The sequence below is a fragment of the uncultured Winogradskyella sp. genome (assembly GCF_947496485.1).
Lineage (GTDB): Bacteria > Bacteroidota > Bacteroidia > Flavobacteriales > Flavobacteriaceae > Winogradskyella.
The window spans coordinates 1,500,667-1,520,560 of record NZ_CANMCZ010000001.1 but is presented as its reverse complement, the minus strand read 5'-3'; the positions used below and the strand labels follow the sequence as shown (position 1 = coordinate 1,520,560).

Annotated in this window: 18 protein-coding genes; 13 read left to right on the top strand and 5 right to left on the bottom strand. The window is 34.4% G+C overall.

Annotation, left to right across the window (positions count from 1 at the left end; all coding sequences use genetic code 11):
• Nucleotides 1-6: 6 nt before the first annotated feature.
• Nucleotides 7-2,850, bottom strand: a complete 2,844-nt coding sequence (locus tag Q0822_RS06495) for a sialidase family protein (protein ID WP_299121683.1) — start codon at nt 2,848-2,850, stop codon at nt 7-9.
• A 197-nt stretch (nt 2,851-3,047) separates the two neighbouring features.
• Between Q0822_RS06495 and Q0822_RS06490 the strand changes: the two genes are divergently transcribed.
• The 3 genes from Q0822_RS06490 (at nt 3,048) to Q0822_RS06480 (ending at nt 6,339) form a co-directional block, all read left to right on the top strand.
• On the top strand, nt 3,048-3,347 hold the full coding sequence (locus Q0822_RS06490; protein ID WP_299121681.1) for a hypothetical protein: 300 nt from the start codon (nt 3,048-3,050) through the stop codon (nt 3,345-3,347).
• Between the two features lie 202 nt (nt 3,348-3,549).
• The gene (locus tag Q0822_RS06485) at nt 3,550-4,842 is read left to right on the top strand and encodes an aminopeptidase P family protein (RefSeq protein ID WP_299121679.1); all 1,293 of its coding nucleotides are present in this window, start codon (nt 3,550-3,552) and stop codon (nt 4,840-4,842) included.
• A gap of 120 nt (nt 4,843-4,962) precedes the next feature.
• A complete protein-coding gene (locus Q0822_RS06480; RefSeq protein WP_299121677.1) occupies nt 4,963-6,339 on the top strand; it encodes a hypothetical protein in 1,377 nt (458 codons plus the stop codon).
• Here the strand turns inward: Q0822_RS06480 and Q0822_RS06475 are convergent.
• From Q0822_RS06475 to Q0822_RS06465, 3 genes are read right to left on the bottom strand one after another with little or no spacing between them, the layout of a single operon-like run.
• Nucleotides 6,336-7,025 carry a DNA adenine methylase gene (locus tag Q0822_RS06475; RefSeq protein ID WP_299121675.1) on the bottom strand — a complete coding sequence of 230 codons (690 nt, stop codon included), beginning with the start codon at nt 7,023-7,025 and terminating at the stop codon, nt 6,336-6,338. The two genes, Q0822_RS06480 and Q0822_RS06475, sit on opposite strands and share 4 nt — an antisense overlap.
• 5 nt (nt 7,026-7,030) lie before the next feature.
• Nucleotides 7,031-8,338 (bottom strand): branched-chain amino acid transport system II carrier protein, encoded by a 1,308-nt coding sequence (brnQ, locus tag Q0822_RS06470; RefSeq protein ID WP_299121672.1) that lies wholly within the window; start codon nt 8,336-8,338, stop codon nt 7,031-7,033.
• Complete coding sequence (locus Q0822_RS06465; protein ID WP_299121670.1) at nt 8,339-9,889, bottom strand: serine hydrolase; 1,551 nt, start codon at nt 9,887-9,889, stop codon at nt 8,339-8,341.
• Between the two features lie 94 nt (nt 9,890-9,983).
• On the opposite strand from Q0822_RS06465, the gene Q0822_RS06460 reads away from it, so the two are divergent.
• Nucleotides 9,984-10,760, top strand: coding sequence for an alpha/beta hydrolase (locus Q0822_RS06460; RefSeq protein ID WP_299121666.1), 777 nt, complete (start codon nt 9,984-9,986; stop codon nt 10,758-10,760).
• 78 nt (nt 10,761-10,838) lie between these two features.
• Nucleotides 10,839-11,081 carry a hypothetical protein gene (locus Q0822_RS06455; RefSeq protein ID WP_186844985.1) on the top strand — a complete coding sequence of 81 codons (243 nt, stop codon included), beginning with the start codon at nt 10,839-10,841 and terminating at the stop codon, nt 11,079-11,081.
• Between the two features lie 297 nt (nt 11,082-11,378).
• On the opposite strand, the gene thiL is transcribed toward Q0822_RS06455, so the two are convergent.
• A complete protein-coding gene (gene thiL / locus Q0822_RS06450) occupies nt 11,379-12,431 on the bottom strand; it encodes a thiamine-phosphate kinase (RefSeq protein WP_299121657.1) in 1,053 nt (350 codons plus the stop codon).
• Between the two features lie 107 nt (nt 12,432-12,538).
• Here thiL and Q0822_RS06445 point away from each other — a divergent pair, with 107 nt between their 5' ends.
• The 8 genes from Q0822_RS06445 to Q0822_RS06410 all read left to right on the top strand — a co-directional run bounded on the left by Q0822_RS06445 (nt 12,539) and on the right by Q0822_RS06410 (nt 19,890).
• Nucleotides 12,539-13,987: a choice-of-anchor B family protein gene (locus Q0822_RS06445; protein ID WP_299121655.1), complete on the top strand. Its 1,449-nt coding sequence runs from the start codon at nt 12,539-12,541 to the stop codon at nt 13,985-13,987.
• Between the two features lies 1 nt (nt 13,988).
• The gene (locus Q0822_RS06440; protein WP_299121653.1) at nt 13,989-15,326 is read left to right on the top strand and encodes a hypothetical protein; all 1,338 of its coding nucleotides are present in this window, start codon (nt 13,989-13,991) and stop codon (nt 15,324-15,326) included.
• Between the two features lie 22 nt (nt 15,327-15,348).
• Nucleotides 15,349-16,119, top strand: coding sequence for an MbnP family protein (locus Q0822_RS06435; RefSeq protein WP_299121650.1), 771 nt, complete (start codon nt 15,349-15,351; stop codon nt 16,117-16,119).
• A gap of 57 nt (nt 16,120-16,176) precedes the next feature.
• A complete protein-coding gene (locus Q0822_RS06430; RefSeq protein WP_366125099.1) occupies nt 16,177-17,190 on the top strand; it encodes a cytochrome c peroxidase in 1,014 nt (337 codons plus the stop codon).
• Between the two features lie 111 nt (nt 17,191-17,301).
• Nucleotides 17,302-17,538, top strand: a complete 237-nt coding sequence (locus tag Q0822_RS06425) for a hypothetical protein (protein ID WP_299121645.1) — start codon at nt 17,302-17,304, stop codon at nt 17,536-17,538.
• 138 nt (nt 17,539-17,676) lie between these two features.
• Nucleotides 17,677-18,006 (top strand): iron-sulfur cluster assembly accessory protein, encoded by a 330-nt coding sequence (locus Q0822_RS06420; RefSeq protein ID WP_299121642.1) that lies wholly within the window; start codon nt 17,677-17,679, stop codon nt 18,004-18,006.
• Between the two features lie 9 nt (nt 18,007-18,015).
• The gene (sufB, locus tag Q0822_RS06415; protein WP_299121640.1) at nt 18,016-19,464 is read left to right on the top strand and encodes a Fe-S cluster assembly protein SufB; all 1,449 of its coding nucleotides are present in this window, start codon (nt 18,016-18,018) and stop codon (nt 19,462-19,464) included.
• Between the two features lie 12 nt (nt 19,465-19,476).
• Nucleotides 19,477-19,890: a hypothetical protein gene (locus tag Q0822_RS06410; protein ID WP_299121637.1), complete on the top strand. Its 414-nt coding sequence runs from the start codon at nt 19,477-19,479 to the stop codon at nt 19,888-19,890.
• Nucleotides 19,891-19,894: the final 4 nt, after the last annotated feature.

The window sequence follows — 19,894 nt, the reverse complement described above, 5'->3', positions numbered from 1 at the left end:
TCGCGTTTATTTAATAACCAATTTTGTTTTAACATCATCAATTTCAACAAAATAAATGCCTTTTGGTAAATACTGTTTTTTATTTCCAGTTTCTCTAAAGTCTATTTTACTATCCTCCTTCATCAAGGCCTTTTTACCTTTTTCTGTTATCTCTAAATTATAATCTACATAATTAAAACCTCTATCTGCATCAACTGACATTCTTTTCAATTCTGATCCCTTTTCCGATAAGATTTTAATTGTTTTTTTACCTGAAGAATTACTATAAAATTGAATGGTTTTTTCAGGTTCAAAAGCATCCGACCATTGACTGAATGAACTTCCCCAACGACTCGAATGACGTACAGGACTTAAATCAAAAAACGTAATCGGTTTCGATTTTAAATCTGAATTCATTTTCTGCAAAGAGGATATGTCTGCTTTGTAAATGCTTCGTCCATGTGTGCCCAATAATAAATGTTTCGCTTCAGGTTGAACAACAATATCGTGAACTGCAACATTCGGGACTCCATTTGAAAACACTTCCCAAGAATTTCCCATATCAAAAGACACATACGCTCCATTATCTGTGCCCAAATACAATAAGTTTTCATTTTCAGAATCTTCTTTTATAACATTTACAGGAGATGCAGGAATATTACTACTAATAGCTTTCCAGGTTTGTCCATAATCATCGCTCATATATGCATAGACCTTAAAATCATCCCAACGATAACCATTCAGAGTCACGTAAACCCTTTCTTTTTTATGTTGAGACGCAATGACACGACTTACCCATAAATCTTTGGGTAATGTGTTTGAAATATTAGTCCAACTGCCTCCTGCATTTTTAGTTATATGCACTAAACCATCATCGCTTCCTGTGTAAATTAATCCAAATTGAAATGGGCTTTCACTAATTGACGTTAATGTACCATAAGCTACATTTCCTTTTTTACCTCCATTTGTTAAATCACCACTAATCGCTTCCCAGTCGTCTCCTTGATTCATAGATCGCATTAATTTATTTCCTCCTAAATACAAAATATCTTGATTGTGTGGAGATAACAAAATTGGTGTTTGCCAATTAAAACGATAAGGGTTTTCACCTAAGGTATGTTTAGGCTGAATGTATTTTTGCTTATCCTCTTCTAAGTTGAGTCTAAAGTAATTTCCAAACTGGTAACCTGTATACACAATATTAGAATTACGACTATCTATCTGAATTTGCATACCATCACCCCCCATAATGCCTTCCCATGGGTACTGACCTCGTTGATGCCAGCTTTTATTTTCTCTAGCATTATTAGCTCCTTTCCAAACACCATTATCCTGTAAACCACCATAGACATTATATGGTTTTTCATTATCTACATTAATGGCATAGAATTGCCCAACTGAAGGTGAATTGTTTTTAATCCAGTTTTTACCATCATCATAAGTGATATTAACTCCACCATCGTTACCATCTATTAAGTGATTAGGATTCTTAGGGTTTATCCAAAGTGCGTGATGATCTGCATGCACGTTCTCTGCACTTATCGATGTCCAAGATTTACCACCATCTTTAGACTTAATAATAGGCACACCATAAATGTAAATATCATTTTCGTTTGCTGTTGACACATGAATATGACCAAAATAATAGCCATAGCTATAATAGATACCATCTAAATAATCCTTATGAGTTTTCTTCCACGTTTTTCCACCATCAATACTCTTGTAGACTTCTGCACCAACAACTGGAGTATCAAACAACATAGAATTAGCATCTTCTAGATATTTTGCTAAATCAATTGGCTTTACATTACCAGAGCGCACCATTTGTTTTACATTTTCTGCTCTGTATTTTTCCTGAAAACCATTAGTCTTTAAAAATCCATTCAACTTTTTATCGTCTAAGGCTAAAAAGTCTGCATTAGACATGGTCTTAAAATCTTCCTTTGTTAGGTCGTTCTTATCGCCTTTCTTCTTATCATTTTTTCGTCTAAATTGATTATCATGAATTGCATAAACTACATCATCATTAAATACTGCAACGCCTATACGACCAACACCATCACCAGTTGGAAATCCACTTTTAGCGGTAGAAACTTTTGTCCAGGTTTCACCTGCATCTGTACTCTTATAGATACCTGAATTACTTCCATTTCCTGAAAAATTCCATGCTTTACGATCTTTTGTCCAAGAGGTCGCATACATCACATTGTAATTTTTAGGGCTGTGTTGCAAATCAATAATTCCACTCATATTATCTACAAACAAAGTTTGCTTCCATGTTTTACCACCATCAGTAGTTTTGTAAATTCCGCGTTCCTCATTTGGAGAATACAAATGACCTGTAACACCAACCGTAACAACATCTGGATTGTCAGGATGAATTAAAATAGGAGCAAAATGATGTGCATCCATAAGCCCTATATTTACCCAAGTCTTTCCGTTGTCTGTCGATTTTAAAATGCCGATTCCTGCATAAGACGAACGTGATGCATTGTTTTCTCCTGTACCAACATAAATTGTTCGGGTTGGCCAATGCACTGCAATATCACCAACGTTTTGCGTGTCTGAACTATCTAAAATCGGAGTAAATGTTGTTCCGTTATTAGTTGTGTGCCAAACACCACCAGAGGCATAACCAACATAAAACTCTGAAGGCATTTCTGGGTTAACGTCTAAATCTACCACACGACCACTCATAATAGTTGGTCCAATATTTTCAAAGGGTACGTTTTTAACTAATGACGATTGAGTCATAGCTTGTTTTTCTTCCAATGCTTTTTTAACCGTTTCAGCAGAGGTAGCTGGTTGTTGAGCAATGGCAAAACAAGTACTTATAGCAAGTAAAAATGAAAAGATTTTTGAATGAGTCATGTTGGTTAGTTTTTATAAGCATGAAATTAATGAATAAACATAGAATCATCAAAAAACTAACCTAAAGTTTAACAACCTTAAGTAATTATAAATTTGATAATTTTAATATCTCAAAAATGTGTTATTCTTTATTTTTTAACAATTTTTTAAATAAATTCATTACATTGAGCGCAATTAACTAATAAAATCACATTAAAATGGAAGAGTATTTACCTCTAATTATTCAATTAGTCAGTGGAGCTGTTGGCGGAAATCTTGCTGGCAAGCTAATGAAAAATTCATCTCTTGGTACCTTATGGAATTCTATTGTCGGTATTCTTGGCGGTGGACTTGGCGGAACCGTATTGGGCATGTTAGGCCTTACAGGTGCTGAGGCAGCTGAAGCATCATCGAGTATGGATCTTAGTAGCATCTTGGGCAGCGTTGCCGGAGGTGGTGTTGGTGGTGGTATCTTAATGGCTATTATAGGCATGGTGAAAAAAGCGATGGCTAAATAACTTTTACATAACTAATCAAATGAAGGCAATCTTATTACAGATTGCCTTTTTTTTATGCCCAGCAAATTGGTATTTTTGAAACACTTAATTAAGATTTTGTTCTTCAATTAGTTTTTGTCAATCTGAACTCGTTTCAGATTCTGAAATAAATTCAGAATGACAACGATTTACTTTGCAGATTAAAACAATAAATATTTTTCAAATGAAATACCATCCAATAGACCGCAACCTATTTATAAAAAACCGCAAAAACTTTATAGCTCAGATGAAACCAAGTAGTTTAGCGGTGTTTAACTCTAACGATATTTATCCGATTAGTGCCGATAGCACTATGCCATTTCAGCAGCATCGCGATATCTTTTATCTAAGTGGTGTGGATCAAGAAGAAAGTATTTTGGTACTGTTTCCAGATTGCCCAAAAGAAAAGCATCGTGAGATTTTATTCTTAAAAGAGACCAATGAGCACATAGCGATATGGGAAGGTGAAAAACTAACTAAAGAAGCGGCTTTAAAAACGTCTGGAATTAAAACTGTGTATTGGTTGCAGGATATGGAGAAAATCATGTTTGAAATCATGACCCAATGTGACACGGTTTATATTAATACTAACGAACATTACAGAGCCAATGTAGACACCGAAACGCGCGAAGATCGGTTTACCAAATGGCTAAAAGAAAAGTATCCTGCACATAGCGTCGCTAAGAGTAATCCTATTTTACAACGTTTGCGTTCTGTAAAAGATCAGATAGAATTAGACCTGATACAAAAGGCCTGTGATATCACCGAAAAAGGCTTTAGACGTGTGCTTAATTTTGTAAAACCAGATGTTTGGGAGTACAATATCGAAGCCGAGTTTATGCACGAGTTCCTCAATAACCGTTCTAAAGGTTTTGCTTACACTCCAATTGTAGGCTCAGGAAACAACGCCAACGTACTACACTATATAGAGAACAACCAACAATGTAAAGCTGGTGATTTAATTTTGATTGATGCTGGTGCTGAATATGCCAATTACGCCAGTGATATGACGCGTACCATACCTGTTTCTGGACGCTATAACGAAAGACAAAAAGCAGTTTATAATGCTGTGAATCGTGTTAAAGATGCAGCCACCAAAATGCTTGTTCCTGGAACGCTTTGGGAACAATACCACATTGAAGTTGGTAAACTGATGACTTCAGAACTCTTAGGTTTAGGACTTATTGACAAAGCCGATGTACAAAACGAAAACCCAGATTGGCCAGCTTATAAAAAATACTTTATGCATGGTACATCGCATCACATGGGATTGGACACCCACGATTATGGTTTACTGCACGAGCCTATGCAAGCCAATATGGTATTTACCGTAGAACCTGGTATTTATATCCCAGATGAAGGTTTTGGAATTCGCTTAGAGGATGATGTGGTGATACAAGCCTCTGGAGAACCTTTTAATTTGATGCGAAATATTCCTATTGAAATTGAAGAGATTGAGGATTTGATGAATTCTTAAATACTTATAGGTTAATTTGGAATTGAATTCTGGTTACTTCAAACTCTATATTCTGATATTTAGTATCTTTAGTATCTTTAGTATCTTTAGTATCAAATGATGTGTTTAAACTATTTAATTATGGCCAAGTTTTCAAAATCTATTTCACTTTTAGTTTTATACTTAGCAATCAGTTTTGCTTTTACTGGATGCGGAACAGATGATGAAAACTCTAATACTCCAAACCTAGGGAATATACCAGATCCCATTTTTGAGCAAGCCTTAATAGATCAAGGTTATGATGATGTGTTAGATGGGAGCATTATTATTTCAAACGTAGTCAACGTTACAGAATTAGATATTTCTGATTTTAATTTTAACGATACCAGTAATGACATTATGGATTTAACTGGTATAGAATTCTTTACAAATTTAGAAATTCTTAATTGTGACGGACAAAGTTTAAGCAACCTAGATTTAAGCAGTAATTTAAAGTTAAAAGAGCTCAATTGTGGTTACAGTAGATTTCAATCATTAACCAGTTTGAATGTGAGCCAAAATACTGAACTTGAAATTCTAAGATGTCATGCGAATAACCTATCGAACCTAGATGTAAGTAATAATGTTAATCTTAAAGAATTGTATACTTATGACAATTCGCAACTTTCAACTTTAGATGTTAGTAACAATACATTATTAAAAATATTATGGTGCTACAACAACGCATTAGCTAGTATAGATGTGTCTAATAATTTAGATTTAGAGGTGCTAGATGCGCGTTTTATAAACCTTTCTTCTATTGATGTTAGTAATAATACAAAGCTTAAAAAATTATCATTTTGGGGCACACAAATCTCTGATCTAAACGTTAGTAATAATTTAGACTTAGATTATTTAACATGTTTAGATTGTCAATTAACAGATATAGATGTAAGTAACAATTTGGCTTTAAAAGGGCTTGGTTTAGGTGGTAATCAGTTGACAACATTAGACGTTACAAACAACTCAGAACTTCAAGGCCTGGCCTTTGAAGGCAATCAAATTAGTACTATCGATGTTACTAATAATACTGAATTGCAAAACATTGGTTTTTATAATAACCCAATCAGCACTATAGATCTTACTAATAATACAATGCTCACCTACATTTATGGTGGCAATACGCAAATATCTAACTTAGATTTTAGTAATAATACTGCTTTAGAGTTTCTGTATTTCAATGATAATGCGCAATTAACTAATCTAGATGTTAGCGCTAATTCTCAATTGGTTTGGCTTGAATGTAATAATAGTAATCTCTCTAATCTAAATCTTGGCACTATTAGTAATTTAGCCATTTTAGAAGTATCTAACAATGCACTTACGAATTTAGATTTAAGCTATAACGCAAATTTATCTAATTTAGACTGCACATTGAATAATCTTAATTGTATAAAAGTTAGTGAGAGTCAATTTCAAAATATTCCAGATGATTGGAACAAAGATGCCTCCGCAAATTATTCTACAGCTTGTAACTAATATACAAATAACCGCTCCAAAGCAACTTTAGTGGATAAATTCTCTGCATGCCAAGAAAAGGTAGTTTTTGCATCCTTTTCCCAGATACAATTGAAGTCTTCAGGTGCATTATATTCACTTATAAAGACTTGATGACCAGCTTTACTTTGCTGTCTGCACCATTCCCAAAATTCCTCATGGTCAAACCTGTCTCTATATTTTGTAGTAGATGCATAAGGAGGATCGCAATAAATAATACTGTTTTTGGGAATCTCTAATTCTGTATACGATTTACAAGACAATATCACACCATCTAGTTTTGGAACTTGCTTTGTGATATTGCGGTAATGTTCGCCCCAATAATCGCGTTTGCCTTCTTTATCACGTCGGTAACCTGCAAACCACTTGCCGCCAAAAGAGTTAAATCCAACATATCCGACCAAATGTTTTGGGTAATCTGCTTGGTTATATTTTATGAGTTTGTAGTCTTCTTCACTTACGGTTTTTGGCGGATCCCAATTATCGTAAATTAAAGCTTGCCACATGGCCATTAATTCTTGGTGTTGGTCATTGGCTATACGTATGCCATCAACCCTGTCTATCATATTCATGCCACCAGCAAAAGGTTCGAGATAAGCTTGGTCTGGTTGTCTGTCTTTTAAAATAATTGGCAATAAATCTTTGGCAAAGCGTGCCTTGCTTCCCATGTACTTCATCCTTCATTCGGCTTTAAAGATTGTACAACAGACGAAATAACAAAAGCCACTAAAGCTGGCAAGATCCAACCTAAACTGTACTGCGAAAATGGAATATACTCTGTTATGGATTTTAAACCTTCTGAAGGACTAATAAACCCAATGACATCTGGTAAACTAAACAGAAATGTCACTAATACAACAGCTCTAAACACCAAGGAAGTTGCTAATTTCTCTGGTAAGACATTCAATAAAATCAGCACAATGGTAATTGGATAAACACATAACAATACCGGAATGGCAATGACAATTATAGAGTTAAAATCTAATTGCCCAACACCAATTCCTGCCATACAAGCAATGACTGCTGTAACCACATAAACAGTTTGAGACTTATGAAACAGACCTCTAAAATAATCGGCTGTACCTGCCACAATACCAATAGCTGTAGTAAAACAAGCTAAAGAGATAAGCACACTTAAAACGGTATTTCCAAATTCACCTAAAGACGCAATACTAATGCCTCGCAATAAATTGGCACGTTGCATATCGCTACTGAGTTCTGAGTTGACTTTGATTTCAGAACCATAATACGCTCCTACAGAAATTAAACCTGCATAAATAATAAAGAGACCTGTACCTGCTATGAATCCTGATTGTCTTATGAGTTTGCGTTTAGATTCAAACGCACTTACCTTCATGTTTTTAAAATTCAGAGACACAATAATTACAGCACCAACAACGACAGCACCAATAGCATCAAAAGTTTGATACCCTTCTAAAATTCCTGTTACAATTGGTATTTCAAACGTTGAAGCTCCTGTTGTAAATTCAGAAGACGATAAGCCAATACCAATAACGGCCAAAAGCATAATCACAATGAATGGTGTTAGAAATTTCCCGATAAGGTTCAAAATTTTTGAACGGTTGAGCACAAATACCAAAACGAGTGCAAAGTAAATAGCACTTGTTAATAATGGGCTTGTGCCAAAAGCAGGATGAATGGCAATCTCATGCGTGGCCGCTGCTGTTCTTGGTGATGGAATGGCCACAGCAATAACGTATATGATTATACAATAAATTAAACTAAAAGCTGGTGATACTTTTTTACCAAAATCATACAAAGTGCCTTGCAATCTGGCATGCGCAAGAATTCCAATGATAGGAATAACCACAGCAGTAATCATAAAACCTACGGTTACCCAAAACCAATTTTCACCTGCATTATAGCCTAATAATGGTGGTAATAACAAGTTTCCTGCTCCAAAAAATAAAGAGAATAAAGCAAAACTTGTAACTAAAAGTTCTTTACGTTGAATGTTCACTTAGTTAGTCTTTACAAGTTCTAAATCATGAAAATCGAAACTAAAGTCTGTAATTGGCGCAATGTATTTCATGGTGGCAGAAACCGCTTCACCTTTTTCATTAAAGGTAAATTGCACAAAAACATCGGCATCAAAGCTTCTATTGTTCCATTTCGCAACAAAAGTTGTCGCACTATATGTTAATAATTCGCCAGACAGTGCGGGTGAACGTTTACACTTTATGCTATAGGTTTTACCATCATGAGAAATATTAACATCACCAAACCAATCGTCTCTATAGGTACCAACAATATATTCAGGTTTTGGAAGCGTTGCAACACCTTTCATTTTTGCAGTCTTATCATAAACAGCTGCTTTAATACTATCATTATATTTTAAATAATCTACATTTCGAGCTCCATACTTTTCTAGCCAATTTCTGTTTTCATAACCTAAATACGAATCTTTAATTGTATTAGTAATGGTATTAAATGCAGAACCATTCATCTGATTTGTTAACACCACAATGGCCAAATCCAAATCAGGAATCATAGTAAACTGTGTAACCGTTCCCAATAAACCACCTGTATGATAGACTTGTTTATGACCTCCTTTTACATCAGTGACAAACCAACCTAAACCATAACCTCTAAAGTTAGAATCATACCAATCACCTGCCCTTACTTTTAATGGTGTTTGTAATTGCCATAGTTCATGAAATTCTTCCTTGCTCAACAAACGTTCTCCACTTTCAGTCACAGCATCGTTCATTAAGAATTTTGCCCAAGTCATCATATCGAGCACATTGCTAACAATACCTCCTGCAGCATTTGCAGTTTCACTCCAATCGTGCGGAATTTGAATCACCTTGCCTTCTGCTCTGGTATGTGCTTCGATAATATTAGATTTATCAGTCACACGATTATAAGAGGCTTTGGAATTCTTCATCCCAACCGGTTTCATAATCTTGGTTTCAATAAACGCTTCCCAAGACAAACCGCTGACACGTTTTAAAACTTCACCAGCGATAATAAACATATTATTATTGTATGCAAATTTGCTTCTAAATGAGGTTTCAAGTTCTAAGTACTTTACATTGTTAATCACATCATCAACATTAAAATCATTGCCTTCTGGAAAAAACATTAAATCACCTGCTCCTAATCCCATTCCACTTCTGTGTGTCACTAAATCTCTAACCGTAAAGTTTTCGGTTGCCCAAGAATCGTGCAATTGAAATTCTGGAATATGTTTACGAACTTTATCATCCCAATTCAGTTTCCCTGCATCAATCATCATGGCTAAAGCAAAACAGGTAAAGCCTTTACTATTAGAAGCAACACCAACTAACGTATTATCGTTCATGTCTTTTTTAGTCGTCAAAGAACGGACTCCATGTCCTTTGGCATAGACTATTTTCCCGTCTTTTAAAACTCCCACTGATATACCAGGAACATCAAAAGTGGTTAAAGTTTCTTTTACTAATTTATCTAGTTCTTGCTCTTCAATCTGAGCGGATAATGTAACGCTACAGAAGAATAGGGTTAAGAGTAATAGTCGCTTTAAAATCATTTGATTTTTTATTTAGTTTGAAAGAAATCAAATATACTAAAATGTTAGTGATGATTGTGTCGTAAAAACGCATTCAAAATTTATCTTTGCAATTATGATTTTAGAATATAAAAACAGTGCTATCCATTATACCTTAACTGGAGAAGGTCCTGCGGTTGTTCTACTACACGGTTTTCTCGAAACCGTTGATATGTGGAATGATCTAGTTCCTGAATTATCAAAAAAGCATCAAGTCGTTTGTATTGATTTACTAGGTCATGGAAAATCGGATTGTTTAGGTTATGTGCACACTATGGATGACATGGCAGATGCGGTATTTGCTGTTTTAAAAAATCTTGAGATTAACAAGGCAACTTTTATTGGACATTCCATGGGCGGTTATGTCACTTTGGCCTTAGCCAAAAAGCAACCTCAGCTTTTTGAAGGTTTGTGTTTAATGAATTCGACTTTTGAAGCCGATGATGAAGAACGCAAAAAACTTAGAATGCAAGCAAACGAAATGGTAAAAACTCATTTTGAAAGTTTAATCAGGATGTCTTTTGCCAATCTTTTTGCACCTGAAAGTAGAGTGAAGTTTCAAAATGAGCTAGAGGAAGCTTTGCAAATAGCACTGCAAACACCTGTCCAAGGCTACATTGCGGCTTCAGAAGGTATGCGGCTAAGACCAGATTATTTTGATAGTTTTAGAAAGTTAAATGGCAACAAACTAATTATTATTGGTCTAAAGGACTGGATTGTTGATGGTGAAAAATTAAAATCCCAAATCACTAATACTGATATTAAATATGTTGAATTTTCAGAAGGACACATGAGTCATATTGAGAATAAATCAGAATTATCTTACGAAATAAAACAGTTTGTCGAAAAATAATCCACTTAAACGTTTTATTTGTCTTTTTTTTCTAAGTTTATAACCTAGATTAAAAAAAAGAATGTAATAGACCTACTTATGACACCTACCAAACTTTACTGCGATTTCTTTGGTCACAACTACCAAATGACTAAAAAAGTAACTAACCATGTTAAAGAGTACACCTGTAAATGTTGTAAAAAGCAATTAACAACAAATAGCAATGGTAGGCTCACCGAACTTACCCCAAAATATCAAGAAATAAATTCGGCATTAGAGCGCATATACAATAACAGAATGATGCGTTTAAAGCAAAAAACACTCAGTTCGTCGATTTATTAATTATTAACAACTTATCAACATCTGTTTTTCTTATATTTAAAACCCTAACTATTCCTTAATCCTTTAAGAATACTAATTAAGAAATGAAAAACGTTTATTGCTCATTATTTGGGCACGACTATAAGGTCTCCAAAATTGTTACTTATCACGTCAAAGAATACAAATGCAAAAACTGTAAGTCAGAAATGACAATTGACGGTAATGGAAATTTTATTCCACTAACACCAAAGTTCAAAGAAATAAATTCTGTTTTACATCGCGTTCATACAAAACGTCTAGAGAAAAGTCAGAAGTTTGTTATACTTGATCTTTAAGTGAATTCCAACCTTTAGCTATAATAGGAATTTTTGTTTCTGCTCTTGTTACTAAGTGCATTCCCCTGTCTTCATCTGTCATATACCCAATAACTGTTAGATTTGTATTTCCTTTTATCTTTGGAAAATCTTCTTGAGAAATTGTCATTAATAACTCATAATCTTCGCCACCATTTAAGGCGATCGTTGTACTATCTATATTAAATTCCTCGCATGTAGAAATTACCTGAGGATCTAATGGAATTTTATTTTCGTACACATCTACTCCTACTTTACTTTGTTTGCACAAATGCATAACCTCAGAAGATAAACCGTCGCTAATATCTATCATGCTTGTTGGTTTAACCTTAAGCTCTTTCAATAATTCAACAATATCTTTTCTGGCTTCAGGTTTTAATTGACGTTCAACAATATACGTGTACATAGACAAATCTGGCTGATTGTTTGGGTTGACTTTAAACACTTCTTTTTCGCGTTCTAAAACCTGTAATCCCATGTAAGCGCCACCTAAATCACCCGTTACTACTAATAAATCGTTAGGTTTTGCTCCAGAGCGTAACACTTCATTATCCTTTTCTACCTCACCTATTGCTGTCACTGAAATAATCAATCCAGAGGTTGAAGATGTTGTATCACCACCAACAACATCTACACCATACATTTTTGCCGCTGTTGCAACTCCTGCATACAACTCTTCCAATGCTTCTAAAGGAAAACGATTAGAAACCGCAATAGAAACTGTAACCTGAGTCGCCATAGCATTCATCGCATAGATATCAGAAAGATTAACCATTATTGCCTTGTAACCTAAGTGCTTAAGAGGTACATAGCTTAAATCAAAATGCACACCTTCTACCAACAAATCTGTAGAAACTACAACTTGCTTTTTTTCAAAGTTTAATACGGCTGCGTCATCACCAATACTTTTAATGGTAGACTTTTGAGTAACTTTAAAATGCTCTGTTAAGTGTTCAATTAATTTAAACTCACCTAATTCGCTCAACGGAGTACGCTGTGGATTTTTATCTTCTATCATAGTGCAAAAATATTATGCTTTTACCAAATATCAAGTTAATATTCGCGTTATTTATTTAAGCTTTCATCCTTGAAATAAAATTTGCTTAAATTGCTAAAAAAAAGACTATGAAATTAAGCCCCCTTAATGGACCTATTTCTGTTTTACTAATTTGTCTTATTTGTATAACTCAAAGCTGCTCTAACGAATTAGTTGAGCCTGCAAATACTGACTTAGATAATGATACTATTTTAAATGCTTTTGACAATTGTTCCGCAATTCCCAATACTGATCAATTAGATTCTGATAATGATGGTTTTGGAAATGCTTGTGACGACGACGATGATAATGATGGTATTTTGGATATTAATGATAATTGTCCCTTGATAGCAAATCCAGATCAATTAGATTCTGATAATGACGGTCTTGGTAATAGCTGTGACGATAATACTATTCAACCTCAGTTTCCTTGTATAGATGGCTTCGCAGGAGATTATCCTTGCAATGGTTTTGATTTAATGAGTCATATTCCAGTTGAAGAATTAGGTGGTACAGGAGCAGAAGGTAACGATTCTTGGGGCTGGACAGATCCTGAAACAGGTAAAGAATATGCCTTAATAGGCACAACAACAAGCTCAGCTTTTGTAGATATTTCCAATCCATCTAACCCAATTTTTCTAGGACGACTTCCTACTGCTACAGTAAACAGTTTGTGGAGAGATATAAAAGTATATAACAATCATGCGTTTGTTGTTAGTGAAGCACCAGGACATGGTATGCAGGTATTTGATTTAACAAGGCTCAGAAATGTAACCAATCCTCCTGAAACCTTTACCGCTGATGCTACTTATACTGGGTTTGGAAAAGCTCACAACATTGTAATAAATGAAGATAGTGGGTTTGCTTACGCTGTTGGTTCCGATACCTTTAGTGGAGGGCCTCATTTTGTTAATATTCAAGATCCTACAAACCCTATTGCCGCTGGAGGTTATGCTGACGATGCCTATTCACATGATGCTCAAGTAGTAACTTATAATGGGCCTGACACAGATCATACTGGAAAAGAAATTTTAATTGGTAGTAATGAAAACGAAGTCGTTATTGTAGATGTAACTGATAAAAATTCTCCAGCTCAGATTTCTACTATAGACTACAGCAATATTGGTTATACTCACCAAGGATGGTTTACCGAAAACATGGAGTATTTTTTATTGGGTGACGAAGTAGATGAAATCGACTTCGGTGGCAACTCAAGAACATTAGTTTTTGACTTTACAGATTTAGATAATCCAATGTTTCACATGGAATATCTAGGACCTACTGCAGCAATAGACCACAATGGTTATGTGGTCGGAAATACATTTTACATTGCCAATTATTCTGCAGGTATGCGAATAATTGACATCTCAAATATCGCTTCAGGTGTTATGGTAGAAACAGGTTTTATTGACACCTACATTCCTAATAACGAAACTGATTTTCATGGAGCATGGAATATTTATCCGTTTTTTGAAAGTGGAAATATCCTCATAAGTGATATTGAAGGAGGCATGTTTATTGCTAAAGCAAGTAACTAAAATGCTATTCAAGGTTCCACCATATATAGTGTCTGTTTTGTTTTTTCTACTTTTTTTTAGTTGTAGTAATGATGATGATTCCAACTCAAATCCAGAAGGAAATATAGATTTTGTAAAAACTTATGGAGGAAGTAAAAATGATAGTGCACAATCAGTTGTTGCTACTTCAGATGGCGGTTATGCAATTCTAGGATTTACTCAAAGCATGGATGGAGATATAACTGATAAACAAAATGAAAGCTTTGATTATTGGGTAATGAAATTTAATGCTGAAGATGAGCTACAATGGCAAAAAACTTATGGAGGTTCGTCAGATGAAAGAGGTAGCAATATTATACAAACCCAAGATGGAGGTTTTGCCATATTAGGATTTAGTTTTAGTAATGATGGTGATGTTACGGAAAATGCAGGTTTACAAGATTATTGGTTGGTGAAATTAAATGCCAATGGAAATATATCTTGGCAAAAATCGTTTGGGTATCAAGGAGCGGATTCTGGTATATCGGTAATTCAAACGAATGATCAAGGGTATTTAATTTCAGGAATATTAGATGTTACAGCTTCAGGTGGTTTAGGAAACTCTTCTCGAAGCTGGGAGATTCTGCATGCAGGAGGAGATTATTGGGCGTTAAAGTTAGATTCTACTGGCGAGTTACAGTGGAGTAGATACTATGGTGGCAACTTTACTGACACACCTGAAGGTATAATTCAAACTGAAGATAACGGTTTTATTATTGCAGGAGGTTCCGATAGTGAAGATACTGATATTTCTAGCAATATTGGATCTTATGACTTTTGGGTGATTAAAATTTCTGCCACAGGTGATTTAGTTTGGGAAAAATCGTTTGGAGGAGATCAAATTGATGAAGCCAGAGCTATTGCAAAATCAGGAGATGGTAATTATATAATTGCTGGTGATACAAGAAGTAACAATAATAATGTTTCTAATAACAATGGAGCTGCAGATTTATGGTTAATTAAAATTTCACCTAGTGGTAATTTAATTTGGGAAAAAACTATTGGCGGTTCAAGTTTTGATGTGGCTCGCTCTATTATTACAACTCAAGATGATGGTTTTTTATTGGCTGGCAGTTCTAGAAGTAGTGATGGTGATGTTTCAGAAAATAAAGGACAGAATGATGCTTGGGTATTAAAAATAGATGCAAATGGTATTTTACAATGGGAAACGACTGTTGGTGGCTCCAATATAGATTTTACATATGGAATTGTAGAGCTTAATGCAACTTCAATTATTGCCGTTGGTGATAGTACTAGCAGTGATGGAGATATAACAGAAAATAAAGGTTTCACCGATATGTTAATTATTAAAATTGAATAAGGAATTACAAAATAAAACAACTATGAAAAAGATTTTGACCCCTTTTTTAATTGTACTTCTGAGTTTTACTTCCTGTAGCGAAGATCTCGATGATAATCTAAGTTTACAGAATTTAACAACTTTCAATTTTACTCATAATTGGGATGGAACTTTAGTCACTAATGCTAATTTCAATAATATTGTTTATACTAATGCAAACGGAGACTTATTAAGTATTGAAAGATTGCGTTACGTAATTTCGGATATTATGTTTACGTCTAGTAATAATGAAATTATTGAATTAGATGTTTATAATTTAGTTGATGTAACTAACAATAACAATTTAAGTTTTACACTACAAACTCAAATTCCAACAGGTAGTTATACCGTTTCCTTCACCTTTGGATTAGATAATGAAGACAATGCCGAAAATTATCTCGATTTAAACTCTGAATCTTTTAATGTGCCTGATATGCTTGGAGGTGGTTACCATTACATGCAATTTGATGGAAAATTCATCAATTCAAACTCCGAAGAACAAGGTTTTAATTATCATGCCATAAGAGCTGTAGATAATCCTGGAATGAATCCAACATTTCCTCAAGACACATTCTTTACTATAGATTTGGGAGTAATTGATATAACCAGTAATACTGAGATTGAAGTACAAATGAACATTGCAGAATGGTTTAAAAATCCTATTCTTTGGGATTTAAATGATTTTAACCAAATGTTAATGCCTAATTCCACTGCACAAATAATGATGTATGATAATGGGCAAAATGTCTTTAGTTTGGGTGAGGTTATTCAATAATATGAAAACTAAATGATTAAAAGGTGGTTATATATTATTGCGTTTATCGCGCTTTGTTTGAGCTGTTCAAGTGAAGACACTGGCTATGAGCCAACAGTACAACCTTTGGATATTCCCTCTATTTTTTCAGATAATATTATTCCTCCAATAATTCCAATCGATAATCCACAAACTGTTGAAGGTGTGGCCTTAGGTAAAAAACTATTTTTTGATAGAATTCTTTCAGCCAACGGAACTCAGGCTTGTGCTAGTTGTCATTCGCCTCAAAATGCATTTACAGATAACACACCTACAAGCAGTGGCATAGATGGCATTTTTGGAACACGTAATTCTATGCCGTTATTTAATCTGGCGTGGAATTATAACGAACGTTTTAATTGGGACGGAACTGCTCTTAGTTTGGAGCGACAAGCTGAAGAACCTGTCGAAAACCCTATAGAATTGCATAGTAATTGGGAAGCTGTTGTAGATAGACTTCAAGAACATCCTGAATATCCAGAGTTATTCAGATTAGCATTTAACACTAATACAATTACAAAAGAATTAACCACCAAAGCTATTGCGCAGTTTGAACGTACTTTAATATCTGCAAACTCAAAATTCGATAGATACTCCATGGGACAAACCAATTTAACTGCACAAGAATTAAATGGTCTCGATGTTTTTCTAAGAGAAGATAAAGGAGATTGTTTTCATTGCCATGGTAACCCTAATAATCCTCTTTGGACAGATAATGACTTCCACAACAACGGGTTAGATAGTAGTTTTTCAGATTTAGGTTTGGGAGAAGTAACAGGAGATCCTAATGATAATGGTAAATTTAAATCCCCATCACTTCGAAACTTAGCATACACAGCACCATATATGCATGATGGTAGATTCGCCACTTTAGAAGAAGTCATTAATCATTATAGTGATGGACTTCAAAATTCATCGACCATAGACCCGCTTATGAAGCAAATTGCCCAAGGTGGTGTTCAATTATCCGACCAAGATAAGGCAGATTTAAAGGCGTTTTTGTTAACACTTTCCGACCCTTCATTTATCGATAATCCTTCGTTTCATAATTAATTTTGTAAGAATAATATACTTAATTTTGGTATTTCATCGAAAAATAAAGTGTTTAGACTTAATTTAGCTCTGGTTTTATTTAAATTGTTTTCCCCTAATTTATTGATGAGAATGAAACCTAAATCAAACAAATCTTTGCCATGTGCCATTTTTGGTCACAACTATACAAGATCAAAAACCAATAAAGATCACACTATAGAACTAACTTGCATGCATTGTGATATGGTCGTAATTACAGATCATAAAGGAAATTTTGATTCTCATACTTTCTCCAATACTCAGATTAAAGACGCATTACAAGAACTGTATCGTCTTAAGCGACATTTCCCTAAAGCAAAAGTATCTTAATAATTAGCCTTTCTGGCAACTTTAGTTGCTATAAATAAATCCTATCAAATCATATCCTAATATAATGTTAGGTTATATGGTTAAAACAGACTTATATCGTATCTTTGCCCTCTATTTAGAGTAAATCTATATAAGAATATGATAAAAGTTTCGGAAACAGCTAAAAAGAAAGTCGTAGAATTAATGACTGACGATGGCTTTAACCCAACAACAGATTATGTTAGAGTTGGTGTAAAAAGCGGTGGTTGCTCTGGTCTATCTTATGATTTAAAATTTGACAATGAGCACGCAGAAGAAGACAAAGTTTTTGAAGACAATGGTATTAAAATCATAGTTGACAAGAAGAGCTTTCTCTATCTTATTGGAACTACTTTAGAATATTCAGGTGGATTAAACGGAACTGGGTTTGTATTTAATAACCCAAATGCTAACCGCACTTGCGGTTGTGGAGAATCATTCTCACTTTAAAAAAGATTTATGAGTAAGTATACTGAAGACGATTTAAGAGAGGAATTAAAAACCAAAGAGTACGAATATGGTTTTTATACGGACATAGAATCTGAAACATTTCCAGTTGGTCTAAACGAAGATATTGTTCGTGCTATTTCTAAGAAGAAAGAAGAACCAGAATGGATGACGGAATGGAGGCTTGAAGCTTTTAAAGTTTGGAAAGAAATGACCGAACCTGAGTGGGCAAATGTAAACTATACCAAGCCAGATTTTCAAGCTATAGCATATTACTCTGCGCCAGTCGCTGTAGATCCTAATAAAACATTAGACGATGTAGATCCAGATCTATTAGCGATGTATAAAAAATTAGGAATTTCTGTCGATGAGCAAAAGAAAATGAACAACGTTGCGATGGATATTGTAGTTGATTCTGTTTCTGTTGCTACGACCTTCAAAAAGACTTTAGGCGAAAAAGGTATTATTTTTATGAGCATTTCTGAGGCTATAAAAGAGCATCCAGAACTCGTAAAAAAATATTTAGGCACTGTAGTACCAACAAAAGATAATTTTTATGCTGCTTTAAATTCGGCTGTATTTAGTGATGGTTCTTTCTGTTACATTCCAAAAGGGGTGCGTTGCCCAATGGAGCTTTCAACTTATTTTAGAATCAACCAAGCAGGAACAGGTCAGTTTGAAAGAACTTTAGTAATTGCTGATGAGGGTAGTTATGTATCTTATTTAGAAGGCTGTACTGCACCAAGTAGAGACGAAAATCAATTACATGCAGCAGTAGTTGAACTTATTGCATTAGACGATGCTGAAATAAAATATTCTACAGTACAAAACTGGTTTCCAGGAAATGCTGAAGGTAAAGGTGGTGTTTACAATTTTGTAACTAAAAGAGGGCTTTGCGAGAAAAATGCAAAAATCTCTTGGACTCAGGTAGAAACTGGTTCTGCAGTCACTTGGAAATACCCTTCTTGCATATTAAAAGGTGATAATTCTGTAGGGGAATTTTATTCTATCGCTGTAACTAATAATTATCAGCAAGCAGACACAGGTACCAAAATGATTCATCTTGGTAAAAACACTAAATCTACGATTATCTCTAAAGGAATTTCTGCTGGTAAATCTCAAAATTCATATAGAGGTCTAGTACAGATAAGTTCTCGTGCTGACAATGCGCGTAATTTTTCTCAGTGTGATAGTTTATTGATGGGTAATGAATGTGGTGCTCACACATTTCCATACATTGAAGCCAAAAATAAATCAGCCCAAATAGAACACGAAGCCACAACAAGTAAAATTGGTGAAGACCAAATTTTCTACTGTAACCAAAGGGGTATTGATACAGAGAAAGCTATAGCCTTAATTGTGAATGGTTTTAGTAAAGAAGTGCTCAATAAATTACCAATGGAATTTGCCGTTGAAGCTCAGAAATTATTAGAAATTAGTTTAGAAGGTTCAGTTGGATAAAAATTGTTACTCATGAAAAAAATCAATCTAATTCTCATTATATCTTTGGTTTTGTTTGCATGTAAAAACGAAACAAAAACTGAAGTTAATCTAGAAGAAAATCGCGCCAAATCTTATGACCAAAATGATGGTTTAATTGCGATTAAAGGTGATTTCGTTTACGACAAAAAACAAAACGCAGCTGTGCTTCAAACTGAGACAGAAATTTACGGAGTAGTTATAGATGATAATATGCATTTATTAAATGAGAAAGTCACTCCTCTCAAGATTGATGAGTTTACTTCTATTCCTGTTACTGTAAGAGTTAAAAGAATTGAAAACACCAACCCAGATATCCTCTGGGAACAGGTATTAGAAATAAAAGAAATTTTAAAGGTGGAAGCACCTAACCCAAACAAAGAAGACGTTATAAAATTAGGAAATTAAAGCT